Genomic DNA, 12,491 nt, shown 5'->3' on the forward strand with positions numbered 1-12,491 from the left:
TATAAAAGCTATAATAAGTACTAGAAATAATTTTTTGAAAATTATACACAATTAAAGGTCTGATTTTAAGATGATGGTAGCAATGTTAACGTATCCCTTTACGAAAAATTAAAAATATAAACATTTTATTAAAAATTTTAACAAAAAAACAAAAAACTATATTCACAATCGTCGTATTATATGTATAATGAAAATTGTAGAAACTTGGAGATTATTCTTTCAATTCTACTTTTTAACAAGTGAGGGTACAGGAAGTGCAATTAGGGGAGGCAACACAACATGAAGAAAAAGATACCGTTATTACTTGCATCAACTTTAACTGCAAGTATGTTGCTTGGCGCGTGTAGCTACCAAAAAGATGATGCAAAAGCAAAAGGGAAAGAGAACGCTACGAGTAGTAGTAACGGAAAACAGATTCTTAATTTAACAGAGTTATCTGAAATTCCGTCAATGGATGCATCATTAGCATCTGACTCTTCATCTTCTACAGCATTAAATAATACGATGGAAGGTTTATATCGTATTGGCAAAGATCAAAAGAGAATGCCTGGCGTTGCAGAAGATGTCGAAAAGCTAGATGATGGGAAGAAATACATATTTAAATTAAGAAAAGATGCGAAATGGTCAAATGGGGAACCTGTAACAGCTAAAGACTTTGTGTATTCATGGAAAAGAGCCGTAAATCCAGATACAAAAGCAACGTATTCGTACATTATGTTCGATATTAAAAATGCAGAGAAAATTCATAAAAAAGAATTACCTGCTGACCAATTAGGTGTAAAAGCGATTGATGATTATACATTAGAAGTGGAATTAGACAATCCCGTTCCTTACTTTATCGATTTAACAGTTTATCCAGTATTTTACCCGCTAAATGAAAACTTTGTAAAAGCACAAGGTGATAAGTTTGGTTTAGAGGCAAATACAACATTATATAACGGTCCATTCGTTATGAGTGATTGGAAACATGAACAAAGTTTCCAATTCAAGAAGAATCCTTCATATTGGGATAATAAAACGGTTAAAATCGAAGAAATCAACTTTAATATTGTAAAAAATACAGCAACTGATGTAAATTTATATGAGACAAACGCGATTGATCGTGCGGCTTTAACGTCTGAATTTGTTGATAAGTTTAGACAAAGCCCAGAGTTCCAAACAAGAAAAGAAGCAGGGGTTGCTTACTTAAGATTTAATCAAAGTAATCAGTACTTAAGTAATAAAAACTTAAGAAAAGCAATTTCAATGTCCTTTGACCGTGATAACATTGCGAAAGTTATTTTAAATAACGGTGCAATTGGAGCTTACGGATTTGTTGGAAAAGATTTCGCTGAAGGTCCGAATAAAAAAGATTTCCGAGCTGAAAATGGAAAGCTAGTTGAAACAAATCCAAAAGAAGCGAAAAAGCTTTGGGAAACAGCGAAGAAAGAGCTTGGAACTGATAAAATCGAACTAGAATTCTTAAACTTTGATAATGAAGATGCTAAAAAAGTTGGTGAATTCTTAAAAGGTGAGATAGAAAAGAACTTACCAGGTTTATCAATTAAAATTAAACAGCAACCATTCGCACAAAAAAATAAATTAGAAGATTCTCAGCAATATGATATTGCGTTTGGTATTTGGGGACCAGATTTCCCAGATCCAATCTCATATTTAGATATGTTTGTTACGAATGGTTCTCAAAATAAAACAGGGTATTCTAATCAGAAGTATGATGAGTTAATCCTAAAAGCTAAAACAGATACAAAAGATTTACAAGCTCGCTGGAACAACCTTCTAGAAGTAGAGAAGATGTTAATTAAAGAAGATGCAGTTATCACTCCAATCTTCCAAAAAGGTTCAGCGTATGTAGTAAAAGGTGCCGTAAAAGATATTATCCCAATTAACTATGGTGGTAAATTAACTTACAAATGGGCATCTGTTGAACAAAAATAATCTTTTTTTTCCATCGTTTACAAGGGTATATGCCTATGATGGGCATATGCTCTTATTTTAAAAAAATAAAAGTAAGAATATTTTAAACTATCTTATTGCTTTTGAGAAAAACGGGGAGGTGCTTGACTATGGGACGTTATGTATTAAAACGTTTCGTGTACATGGCTTTGACATTATTTTTAATTACTACACTGACTTTCTTTTTGATGAAATTACTTCCGGGTTCTCCGCTTAAAAACCAGGAGAAGCTATCACCGGCACAAAAAGAAATCATTCTTGAAAAATACGGATTAAATGATCCGGTACCAGTTCAATACGCACGTTACTTAGGTAACTTAGCAAAAGGTGATTTAGGGGTATCATTCCAATATGATAACCGCCCAGTAACAGACATGATTGTGGATCGTATTGGACCATCAGCCCAATTAGGTTTACAAGCGATTATATTAGGGACATTTATCGGTTTAATTTTAGGTATTGTTGCCGCACTTCGTAATAATACGTGGGTGGATTATAGTGCAACAGTTATTTCGGTACTCGGAATGTCGGTACCATCATTCGTATTCGCCGCATTACTACAATATTTCGTAGGGGTAAAACTTGGTTGGTTCCCGGTAGCATTCTGGAAAGGACCAGAGTTTACTGTAATGCCTACAATTGCATTATCGATGGGAGTTATCGCAACAATCGCACGTTTCTCTCGTGCAGAATTAATTGAAGTTATGCAGTCAGACTATATTTTAACAGCGAAAGCAAAAGGAATTAGTCAAGGCGTTATCATTGTAAAACACGCACTTCGTAACGCGTTAATTCCAGTTGTAACAATTTTAGGACCAATGGTTGCGGCATTAATTACAGGAACACTTGTTATCGAGCAAATTTATGCTGTACCAGGACTTGGGGAACAATTCGTTAAATCGATTACTTTAAATGACTATACAGTTATTATGGGAACTACGATTTTCTATAGTGCAATCTTCATTTTAGTTATTTTCATTGTCGATATTTTATACGGAATTATTGATCCTCGTATTCGTTTAGCGGGAGGGAAAAAATGATGAAAGATGTACAAAAATTATCTCCAGATTTATTTCAACAAGCCAATCAAAATAATGTTGATAATGAAGTCATTGCCCGTCCAAGCTTAACGTTTTGGCAAGATGTAAGAAGACGTTTGTTCCAACATAAAGGTGCGATGCTTGGCCTTGTATTATTAGTAATCATTGCGCTATTAGCGATTTTTGGACCGATGGTAAGTAAACACTCGTATAAAGAGCAAGATTTAGGTCGTGCGAAATTACCACCAAAAATTCCAGTTATTGAAAATGTTCATTGGTTACCATTTGACGGTACAGATCAATATGGTGTTGACCAATATGAAAAACGTGATATTAAAGAGTACTTCTGGTTTGGTACAGATGATCTTGGCCGTGACTTATGGACAAGAACATGGGAAGGTACACGCGTATCATTATATATCGCTCTTTTAGCAGCAGCAATTGACTTAGTAATTGGGGTTGCATACGGAGGTATTTCAGCATTCTACGGCGGTAGAGTAGATAATATTATGCAACGTATTATGGAGATTATTAACGGTATTCCATACTTAATCATCGTTATTTTAATGGTAATCATTATGGGATCTGGTATTTGGTCAATTACACTCGCGATGGCGATTACGGGTTGGATAGGGATGTCGCGGATTGTTCGTGGACAAATCCTAAAGTTAAAAAACCAAGAATATGTATTAGCATCTCGTACATTAGGTGCAACAAATACACAATTAATTGTGAAACATTTAATTCCAAACGTAATGGGACCTATTATCGTAATGACAATGTTCACAATTCCATCAGCGGTGTTTGGTGAAGCGTTCTTAAGTTTCATTGGTTTAGGAATTCAGCCACCATTCGCGTCACTTGGTTCTCTTGTAAATGATGGTTATAAATCTATTCAAACGTATCCACACATGATGTTCATCCCTGCGGTTGTCATCAGTATGTTAATTCTAGCATTCAACTTAATGGCAGATGGATTACGCGATGCGTTAGATCCAAAAATGCGTAAGTAAATGAGGAGGGAGAAGTAAAAATGAAAACATTGTTAGAGGTAAAAGATTTACAAGTCTCCTTTGATACACATGCAGGTGAAGTACAAGCAGTGCGCGGAGTTACTTTTGATTTGAAAAAAGGGGAAACATTAGCGATTGTAGGAGAGTCTGGTTCTGGGAAATCAGTTACTTCTAAAGCGCTAATGGGGTTAATCCCAAATCCTCCAGGCCGTATTAAAAATGGAGAGATTGTATTTGACGGTCGTGATTTAACGAAATTAACGGAAAAAGAAATGCAGCAAGTTCGTGGTAAAGATATCGCGATGATTTTCCAAGATCCAATGACATCATTAAATCCAACGATGACAATTGGGAATCAAATTATGGAAGGTCTTATTAAACACCAAGGGATGAGTAGAGGAGACGCACGTAAAGTTGCGTTAGAATTAATCGACCTTGTAGGTATTCCAAATCCAGAAGCACGTTTAAAACAATATCCTCACCAATTCTCAGGTGGTATGAGACAGCGTGTAGTTATTGCGATGGCGTTAGCTTGTAACCCGAAATTATTAATTGTCGATGAGCCGACAACAGCGCTAGACGTTACGATTCAGGCACAAATTTTAGAACTTATGAAAGACATTCAGCAAAAAACAGAAGCGGCAATTATTTTCATTACGCATGACTTAGGTGTAGTAGCAAACGTTGCTGACCGAGTGGCAGTTATGTATGCTGGTAAAGTTGTTGAAATTGGAACTGTAGATGAAATTTTCTATAATCCGAAACATCCATATACTTGGGGCTTAATCGCATCTATGCCAAGTTTAGATGGTTCAGAGGAAGAGTTATACGCAATTCCTGGAACGCCTCCGGATTTATTGAAGCCGCCAAAGGGTGATGCTTTTGCACCACGTAACCCACAGGCGCTGAAAATTGATTTTGAAATGGAACCGCCTTTATTTAAAGTAAGTGATACACACTATGCGGCAACTTGGTTACTTCACGAGCAAGCTCCAGAAGTAAAACCGCCGGCAGTTGTTGAAAAACGTATTCTTCAAATGAAAGCAGGTGAACAACATGACTAAACAACGTGAGAAATTAATTGAAGTAAAAAATGTAAAGCAGCACTTCGACGTGAGTGGTGGTGTTGTCAAAGCGGTTAATGATATTTCATTTGATATTTACCGCGGAGAAACATTTGGTCTTGTAGGAGAATCAGGTTGTGGTAAATCAACAACTGGAAGAACGATTATTCGTTTATATGATGCAACTGCTGGTGAAGTATTATTCGATGGTGAAAACGTACATGGTAAGAAATCACGCACAGAATTGAAGAAATTCAACCGTAAAATGCAAATGATTTTCCAAGATCCATACGCATCACTAAATCCTCGTATGACAGTAGGGGATATTATCGCAGAAGGTATTGATATTCACGGATTAGCGAAAAGTAAAAAAGAGCGCATGGACCGTGTTCATGAACTACTAAACACAGTTGGTTTAAATAAAGAGCACGCAAACCGTTTCCCACACGAATTCTCAGGTGGACAACGTCAGCGTATCGGTATCGCTCGAGCGCTTGCTGTAGAACCAGAATTTATCATTGCCGATGAGCCGATCTCAGCACTTGACGTATCGATTCAGGCGCAAGTTGTAAACTTACTGAAAAAGTTACAAAAAGAAAAAGGCTTAACATACTTATTCATTGCCCATGATTTATCGATGGTAAAATACATTAGTGACCGCATCGGCGTAATGTACCGTGGTCAAATTGTAGAACTGACAACAAGTGAAGAGTTATATGCGAATCCAGTTCATCCATATACGAAATCACTATTATCAGCAATTCCGCTACCAGATCCAGATTATGAGCGTAATCGTAAACGTATCGTATACGATCCATCGCAGCATGATTACGGTAGCGAAGTGCCAACAATGCGTGAAATTCGTCCAGGACATTTCGTACTATGTTCTGAAGCAGAGTATAAGAAATATAAAGAAATCTATCAATAAAAAAGAGCCATTCTTCCATTGCGGAAGGAGGGCTCTTTTTTCTACTATATAAAATTACTAAACTTGAACAGAAATACTCTCTTCTTGTTCTTCAGGTTTAACTAGTGCGTAACGTTCCCAAGCTCTACTTTTCCAGCGGAAGAACATAATAATGGCACGTGTCCATTCGTCGATGGCGATCGCTAGCCAAATACCCACGAGCCCCATATCTAAATGAAAGGCGAAAAAGTAACCTAGTGGTAAACTCATTAACACCATAGAAAATGCACCGATTAAAACAGGATATTTTGCATCACCAGCTGCACGAAGCGAATTAATGATGACGATGTTCATCGTACGTCCCGTTTCAAGTAGTACACTTAGTAAAAGAACACTTGCGCCTAACCTGATAATGTGCGGATTATCTGTAAACAGTCCCATTAATTGTGTACGGAATGTAATAACGAGAGCGACCATACATAAAGTTACACCAATCGCCCATTTTACACTTTTCCACAAACGTTCGTATGCTTCATCCTTTTCGCCACCACCAACAAGGCGGCCAATAATAATGGCTGTTCCCATACCAATCGCAATTGCAAATAAATAAGTGAACATGGAAATGTTAGTAGCGTATTGTCTAGCAGCTAATGATTCCGTTCCTAAGTACGTTGCGTAATAAAGGAAGACGATTTGACAAGCTTGATACATCACTTGTTCAAATGCAGATGGAATGCCGATTTTTAAAATTTTTCCAATGTATTCTTTGGATAAAGTGAAGTAATATTGTAATTTCACACGATATTCCATAACGCGATATAGTAACCAGAAGAAAACAATAAGTGCGATCAATCGACTGATAGCGGAAGAAATTGCAGCCCCTTGTACACCGAGCTCAGGGAAACCAAATTTCCCGAAAATGAGTACGTAGTTTCCAGCGATATGAATAATATTCATTCCGAGTGAAATAAACATCGCTTGCTTTGTAAAACCGTGTACACGGATAATTGCGGCTAATGAGTTAATGATAGCTTGCAGGAAGATTGCCCCTCCGACGATAGATAAGTAGTTTTGCGCATACGTTAGTACATCGCCTTGTAAGTTCATTGCGAGCATCATATGTTTCGAAAATAAAAGAAAACCAGCGCTTATAACGAGCCCAACTATTAAATTTAATGTGACGGCTAATGCTGATATTTTAGATGCTTCCATAAAGCGTCTGGAACCGAGGTATTGAGATACAACGATAGCAGCGCCGTTCCCGATGACTTCTAATACCAAAATCGCAATATGGAGATATTGATTCGCTGCACCAACCCCAGATACAGCATCGTCTGATAATGCACTTAACATGAAAGTATCAGCGATCCCCATCAACATAAAAAGAAAAACTTCTAGAAAAATAGGCCATGTTAATAAGAATAAACTTAATTTCTCTGTCGGCCCATTTTTTGCCTGAATTGCTGTCATGTCCGTCCCCTCTTTACCGATATCTATTTTTAGCAAAATGTATCGTAACATACTTTCTTATCCTTTGCACTCATTTTAGCCTATATATTTTTAATATGAAGGGCCTGCTATTTTATGTTGAAAAGGGTGGGATAATTATACATAAAATATTATAAAATATAAAATTTATTTTTCTCTGATAATTTAGAAAAATATAAAAATAATTATTTTTGGCACTTTAGTAAGGAAAATAGACAATATAAAACGTTTACAAAGATATATTTTTTAACACAAAATTTTAATGAAATAGAAATATAAATATACAAAAAATATATTTGTGTGTATAATATGAATTATTAGAACATATATATATTTCTTTCTGTTTGAAAATGAAAGGGCTAACATTTTTTGGAGGGTGGAAGTATGAAAAAAAAGATACCAGTTTTTGTAGTATCAACAGTAGCAATGAGCATGATATTAGGGGCATGTAGCTACCAAAAAGATGAACCGCAAGCAAACGCAAAAGGGGATAGCGGGAAAAGCGGTGCGAAGCAAGTTCTTAATTTAATTGAAACACAAGAAATTCCAACGATGGACCCAGCATTATCAGCTGACGCAGTTTCTTCAAAAGTAATGAACAACACGATGGAAGGTCTATACCGCCTTGGAAAAGATGATAAGTTAGTTCCAGGTGTAGCAAAAGAATTTAAAAAGTCAGAAGACGGTAAAAAATATACATTTAAATTACGTGAAGACGCGAAATGGTCAAACGGTGAGCCTTTAACGGCGAAAGATTTTGTATACGCATGGCAAAGAGCAATCAACCCAGACACAGCTGCGAAATCAGCATACATTATGTATGATATAAAAAATGCAGAGAAAATTAATAAAAAAGAGATGAGTCCTGATCAATTAGGTGTAAAAGCAATTGATGATTACACATTAGAAGTAGAATTAGACAATTCTATTCCATATCTTGTAGATTTAATGGTATATCCAATCTTTTATCCTGTAAATGAGAAATTTGTGAAAGAGCAAGGTGCGAAGTTTGGTTTGGAAGCGAACACAACGCTTTACAACGGACCATTTACATTAAGTGATTGGCAACATGAACGCAGTTTTAAAATGACAAAGAGCTCATCATATTGGGACAATAAAGAAGTGAAGCTTGAAGAAGTAAACTTTAATATTGTAAAAGATACATCTACGCCAATTAACTTATATGAAACAAATGCAATCGATCGAGCGACGTTATTAGCAGAGTTCATCGATAAATATAAAGGAAAACCAGATTTCAAAACAGTAGAAGAGACATCTGTATTTTTCCTACGCTTAAATCAAAAAGATCCAGCTTTAGCAAATAAAAATATTCGTAAAGCAATTTCCCTTGCTTTTGATCGTAAGCCGTTCGTTGATACATTATTAAATAACGGTTCTAAGCCAGCAACAGGATTAATTCCTGATAACTTCATTAAAGGTCCGGATAAAAAGGATTTCCGTGCTGAAAATGGTGATATTGTAAAACCAAATGTGAAAGAAGCAAAAAAATATTGGGAAGCTGGTACAAAAGAGCTTGGAAAAAATGAAATTGAATTAGAGTTATTAAATGAAGATGTTGAATTATCTAAGAAAACTGGTGAATATTTAAAAGGTGAACTGGAAAAGAATTTACCAGGCTTAACAGTGAAAATTAAACAACAACCATTCGCACAAAAGTTGAAATTAGAAGATGCGGGTGATTATGTCATGTCATTCTCTGGATGGGGGGCAGACTTCCCAGATCCGATCACATATCTTGATATGTTTGTAACAGATGGGTCACAAAATAAGATGAAGTACTCTAATCCGAAATACGATGAAATCATTATGAAAGCGAAAAAAGATGGAAGCGATGTAAATGCTCGCTGGAAAAACTTACTTGAGGCAGAAAAAATGTTACTTGATGACGCTGCGATTGTTCCAGTATACCAACGTGGTAGAGCATACTTACAAAGAGAAACAATTAAAGATATGTACAACCATAAATATGGCCCTGATGTGAGCTTCAAATGGGCATCCGTAGGGAAATAAAAAAAGCAGGCTAACCACCTGCTTTTTTTAATACGTGCGTTTCTTATAAATGCCTTTTCCGCCAACTTGATTCCAGCCGGATTGTACATCCAAACTTTTGTTAACAAACTTCATTTTTTCTTTTCCGCCAAAGAGCTTTTCGCCAATGCTATTTGTAATGACACCAATCAATGCTGTTATTCCGATGATGAGGGCAGCAACCGTAATAAAATCAACAAAAAAAGCAATCATTTGCAAACTCCCCCTTTGCCTGTCTGTATGTTTATTGTATGAGATAAAAAATAAAAAAGAAAGAAATGTCAGAAAAAAATAATTTACTTTAGAAATCGTGTGGACAGGAGGGAGAATATTTGTTAAAATAAGAACAAATGTTCCTTTTCATTCTCATTTGTATAGTCTTACATTTCTTAATTGATTTATCAGGAAAAAGTAAGAAAACGTTCTCTTTTTCATAGGGAAGATTATAGATAAATAACTATATATTATATGAAAAATCTAGGGGAAATGAGTATTGAAAGGGTTGAAAGTTATTGTTCAAGTACAGATAAATTGAGCGTAATCATGTTACATAGCAGTGGAATACACGGAAGAGTTTTCTCAACTAGCAGGAAATTTACTGTATATTTCTTGCAAAATCTATTGTATAATGATTATAGAAGTTACTTATTAAAAGTAATTGTTGTTTATTATAAGTTGTTGCTTACATGAAATGCGATTTTTGTACTTTTCAATAAGACAAGTTATCGCGAAAAATTGCTGAAGTTAGAAATTAAAACTGTATTTAGTACAGAATTTGTACTCTTTAAGGAGAGTGAGCTTTGTATGGTAACATTATATAGTTCTCCAAGCTGTACGTCTTGTAGAAAGGCGAAATTATGGCTAGAGGAAAATCATATTCCCTATACAGAACGTAATATTTTCTCAGATCCATTAACAATTGAGGAAATTAAAGAGATTTTACGTATGACAGAAAGCGGAACGGATGAGATTATTTCTACTCGTTCGAAAGTTTTCCAAGAATTGAATGTAAACTTAGAATCTTTACCACTTCAAGATTTATATAAGATGATTCGTGACTATCCAGGGATTTTACGTCGTCCAATTATGATTGACGAGAAACGCCTTCAAGTTGGTTACAACGAAGACGAAATTCGCCGTTTCTTACCACGTACAGTAAGAACGTTCCAATTACGTGAAGCACAACGTCTTGTAAATTAATTATAATAATATGAAAACCTTCTACCTATTATATAGTAGAAGGTTTTTTTTAATGTTTCACATTGCGTAATCGAACTTGTTGTACGATAAAGCCGATGCATAAAATAGTGAAAATGAACAAATAAGGAATGCTTGCAGTGAAACTTGGGTTGTTATGAAAAAAGGTGGCAAGTCTGTCTTCATGTGTAACCATTTTTCCTGCAGTATAGGCAAGAATCGCTGCACCGCAATAAATGAGGAATGGAAATCGTTCCATAAGTATTAAAATAAGTTTGCTGCCCCAAATAATAATAGGGATAGAAATGAGTAAGCCAATTATGACGAGTAAAAATCTCCCGTGAGCTGCACCTGCAATGGCAATAACATTATCAAACCCCATAACGAGATCCGCGAAAACAATTGTCCGCACAGCTTGGAATAAAGTTGTTTTTCCTTGAATAGCAGAAAGATCGTTGTTATTATCAGTTAATAAATTGACTGCAATTAATGTAAGTAAAACCCCGCCAATCAGTTGTAGAAATGGAATGTCGAGTAAATAGACAGCTAATATAGTAAGGGCAATTCTTAGTACGATTGCTAAAAGAGTACCAATCAAAATAGCTTTATTTCGTTTCGATTCAGGTAAATTTCGGCTAGCTAGTGCGATGACAATTGCATTGTCACCACCTAATACAACATCGATACCGACAATCATTAGTACGGATGTTAAAAACTCTAAGTCCATTCGTCTGCCTCCATTTATGATGTTTTAATAAGCGAACTGTATGTATGTGATGAAGAAAGTTGTTGTTAAATAATCTCTTCCAATAGAAGTTTCACTTTATTAAAGTGTACGGGGGAATGTGGAAATGTATGTCCAAATTTTTTGTAAGTAAGAAATCGCTATAATAATATATTTATGTAGTTGATCGAGTAAAGATAGGCATATAACTATTTTTGTAAAATAAATCGATTTTATTTCCATTCTGGAGAATCTTATCATAAAATGAGAGTACAAGAATCTATTGATTTGTCATATGAGTGGGGAATCCCTTCATAACAATTCTAAGCAGGAAGGGAGAGTTGTATTTTGGATATTGAAAGAATTAATGATCATACGATGAAATTTTTTATTACGTACATTGATATAGAGGATAGAGGATTTAATCGTGAAGAAATTTGGTATGATCGCGAACGAAGTGAAGAGCTCTTTTGGGAGATGATGGACGAAGCTCGTGATCATGACGATTTCTTTATTGATGGGCCGTTATGGATTCAAGTGCAAGCAGTCGATAAAGGGATTGAAGTACTTGTCACGAAAGCAGAGCTTTCAAAGGACGGACAAAAGCTGGAACTACCGATAGGGGTAGACAAAATTATAGATATTCCTCTAGATGAAGGCATCGAATCATTATTCCAACAAGAGTTAGTCGAAGAGGTAGAAGAACAAACAGGAACAAACTTTAATGAAGATGGTACGTTTGGCTTTTTAATTAAATTTAATGATTTTGAAGATGTCATTTCATTAAGTCATCGTCTTATCTTTGAAGATATAAAAGATGAGCTGTATTCATTTGAGAACCGCTATTATGTATATGTGGAATTCGATGAAGTGCTACATGATGAAGAAGAAATCGATCGTATTTTAAGTATTATTTTAGAATATGGGGAAGAATCAACTTTAACAATTCATCGTGTAAGTGAGTATGGAAAACAAATTGTGAAAGAGCATGCGCTTGAAACGATTCGCAATAATTTTCCTGCTAAAACGTAGGCCGATTTCTGTAGTATGAAATCG

The 12,491-nt window shown here is 35.4% G+C and carries 11 protein-coding genes; 8 read left to right on the forward strand and 3 right to left on the reverse strand.

Annotated elements, in window-relative coordinates:
* Nucleotides 1-279: 279 nt before the first annotated feature.
* The 5 genes from BCG9842_RS05700 to BCG9842_RS05720 all read left to right on the forward strand — a co-directional run bounded on the left by BCG9842_RS05700 (nt 280) and on the right by BCG9842_RS05720 (nt 5,998).
* Nucleotides 280-1,935, forward strand: coding sequence for a peptide ABC transporter substrate-binding protein (locus tag BCG9842_RS05700; protein ID WP_000727209.1), 1,656 nt, complete (start codon nt 280-282; stop codon nt 1,933-1,935).
* Between the two features lie 128 nt (nt 1,936-2,063).
* Nucleotides 2,064-2,993: an oligopeptide ABC transporter permease gene (gene opp3b / locus BCG9842_RS05705; RefSeq protein ID WP_000534168.1), complete on the forward strand. Its 930-nt coding sequence runs from the start codon at nt 2,064-2,066 to the stop codon at nt 2,991-2,993.
* Nucleotides 2,990-4,006: an oligopeptide ABC transporter permease gene (gene opp3C, locus BCG9842_RS05710; protein WP_000974107.1), complete on the forward strand. Its 1,017-nt coding sequence runs from the start codon at nt 2,990-2,992 to the stop codon at nt 4,004-4,006. The genes opp3b and opp3C overlap by 4 nt, the downstream gene beginning before the upstream one ends.
* Nucleotides 4,007-4,026: 20 nt before the next feature.
* Nucleotides 4,027-5,070: an ABC transporter ATP-binding protein gene (locus BCG9842_RS05715; RefSeq protein ID WP_000854342.1), complete on the forward strand. Its 1,044-nt coding sequence runs from the start codon at nt 4,027-4,029 to the stop codon at nt 5,068-5,070.
* On the forward strand, nt 5,063-5,998 hold the full coding sequence (locus BCG9842_RS05720; RefSeq protein ID WP_000166354.1) for an ABC transporter ATP-binding protein: 936 nt from the start codon (nt 5,063-5,065) through the stop codon (nt 5,996-5,998). The genes BCG9842_RS05715 and BCG9842_RS05720 overlap by 8 nt, the downstream gene beginning before the upstream one ends.
* Nucleotides 5,999-6,055: 57 nt before the next feature.
* On the opposite strand, the gene BCG9842_RS05725 is transcribed toward BCG9842_RS05720, so the two are convergent.
* Nucleotides 6,056-7,498, reverse strand: coding sequence for an MATE family efflux transporter (locus BCG9842_RS05725; RefSeq protein WP_041488113.1), 1,443 nt, complete (start codon nt 7,496-7,498; stop codon nt 6,056-6,058).
* Between the two features lie 351 nt (nt 7,499-7,849).
* On the opposite strand from BCG9842_RS05725, the gene BCG9842_RS05730 reads away from it, so the two are divergent.
* The gene (locus tag BCG9842_RS05730; protein ID WP_000727253.1) at nt 7,850-9,496 is read left to right on the forward strand and encodes a peptide ABC transporter substrate-binding protein; all 1,647 of its coding nucleotides are present in this window, start codon (nt 7,850-7,852) and stop codon (nt 9,494-9,496) included.
* 27 nt (nt 9,497-9,523) lie between these two features.
* Here BCG9842_RS05730 and BCG9842_RS05735 read toward each other — a convergent pair whose 3' ends face one another.
* The gene (locus BCG9842_RS05735) at nt 9,524-9,727 is read right to left on the reverse strand and encodes a hypothetical protein (protein WP_000559983.1); all 204 of its coding nucleotides are present in this window, start codon (nt 9,725-9,727) and stop codon (nt 9,524-9,526) included.
* Nucleotides 9,728-10,318: 591 nt separating this feature from the next.
* Here BCG9842_RS05735 and spx point away from each other — a divergent pair.
* Nucleotides 10,319-10,714, forward strand: a complete 396-nt coding sequence (spx, locus tag BCG9842_RS05740) for a transcriptional regulator Spx (RefSeq protein ID WP_000258267.1) — start codon at nt 10,319-10,321, stop codon at nt 10,712-10,714.
* A gap of 49 nt (nt 10,715-10,763) precedes the next feature.
* On the opposite strand, the gene BCG9842_RS05745 is transcribed toward spx, so the two are convergent.
* Complete coding sequence (locus BCG9842_RS05745) at nt 10,764-11,438, reverse strand: TerC family protein (protein ID WP_000362600.1); 675 nt, start codon at nt 11,436-11,438, stop codon at nt 10,764-10,766.
* 345 nt (nt 11,439-11,783) lie between these two features.
* Here BCG9842_RS05745 and mecA point away from each other — a divergent pair, with 345 nt between their 5' ends.
* Nucleotides 11,784-12,467, forward strand: coding sequence for an adaptor protein MecA (gene mecA / locus BCG9842_RS05750; protein WP_000350716.1), 684 nt, complete (start codon nt 11,784-11,786; stop codon nt 12,465-12,467).
* Nucleotides 12,468-12,491 lie beyond the last annotated feature (24 nt).

The organism is Bacillus cereus G9842, assembly GCF_000021305.1.
Classification (GTDB): Bacteria; Bacillota; Bacilli; order Bacillales; family Bacillaceae_G; genus Bacillus_A; species Bacillus_A thuringiensis_S.

What these genes read in the sequence shown, in the direction of transcription:
- BCG9842_RS05730 (WP_000727253.1), top strand. Translation starts at nt 7,850, where the DNA reads ATGAAAAAAAAGATACCAGTTTTTGTAGTATCAACAGTAGCAATGAGC.
- opp3b (WP_000534168.1), top strand. Translation starts at nt 2,064, where the DNA reads ATGGGACGTTATGTATTAAAACGTTTCGTGTACATGGCTTTGACATTA.
- BCG9842_RS05715 (WP_000854342.1), top strand. Translation starts at nt 4,027, where the DNA reads ATGAAAACATTGTTAGAGGTAAAAGATTTACAAGTCTCCTTTGATACA.
- BCG9842_RS05745 (WP_000362600.1), bottom strand. Translation starts at nt 11,438, where the DNA reads ATGGACTTAGAGTTTTTAACATCCGTACTAATGATTGTCGGTATCGAT.
- opp3C (WP_000974107.1), top strand. Translation starts at nt 2,990, where the DNA reads ATGATGAAAGATGTACAAAAATTATCTCCAGATTTATTTCAACAAGCC.
- spx (WP_000258267.1), top strand. Translation starts at nt 10,319, where the DNA reads ATGGTAACATTATATAGTTCTCCAAGCTGTACGTCTTGTAGAAAGGCG.
- BCG9842_RS05725 (WP_041488113.1), bottom strand. Translation starts at nt 7,498, where the DNA reads ATGTTACGATACATTTTGCTAAAAATAGATATCGGTAAAGAGGGGACG.
- BCG9842_RS05700 (WP_000727209.1), top strand. Translation starts at nt 280, where the DNA reads ATGAAGAAAAAGATACCGTTATTACTTGCATCAACTTTAACTGCAAGT.
- BCG9842_RS05720 (WP_000166354.1), top strand. Translation starts at nt 5,063, where the DNA reads ATGACTAAACAACGTGAGAAATTAATTGAAGTAAAAAATGTAAAGCAG.
- BCG9842_RS05735 (WP_000559983.1), bottom strand. Translation starts at nt 9,727, where the DNA reads ATGATTGCTTTTTTTGTTGATTTTATTACGGTTGCTGCCCTCATCATC.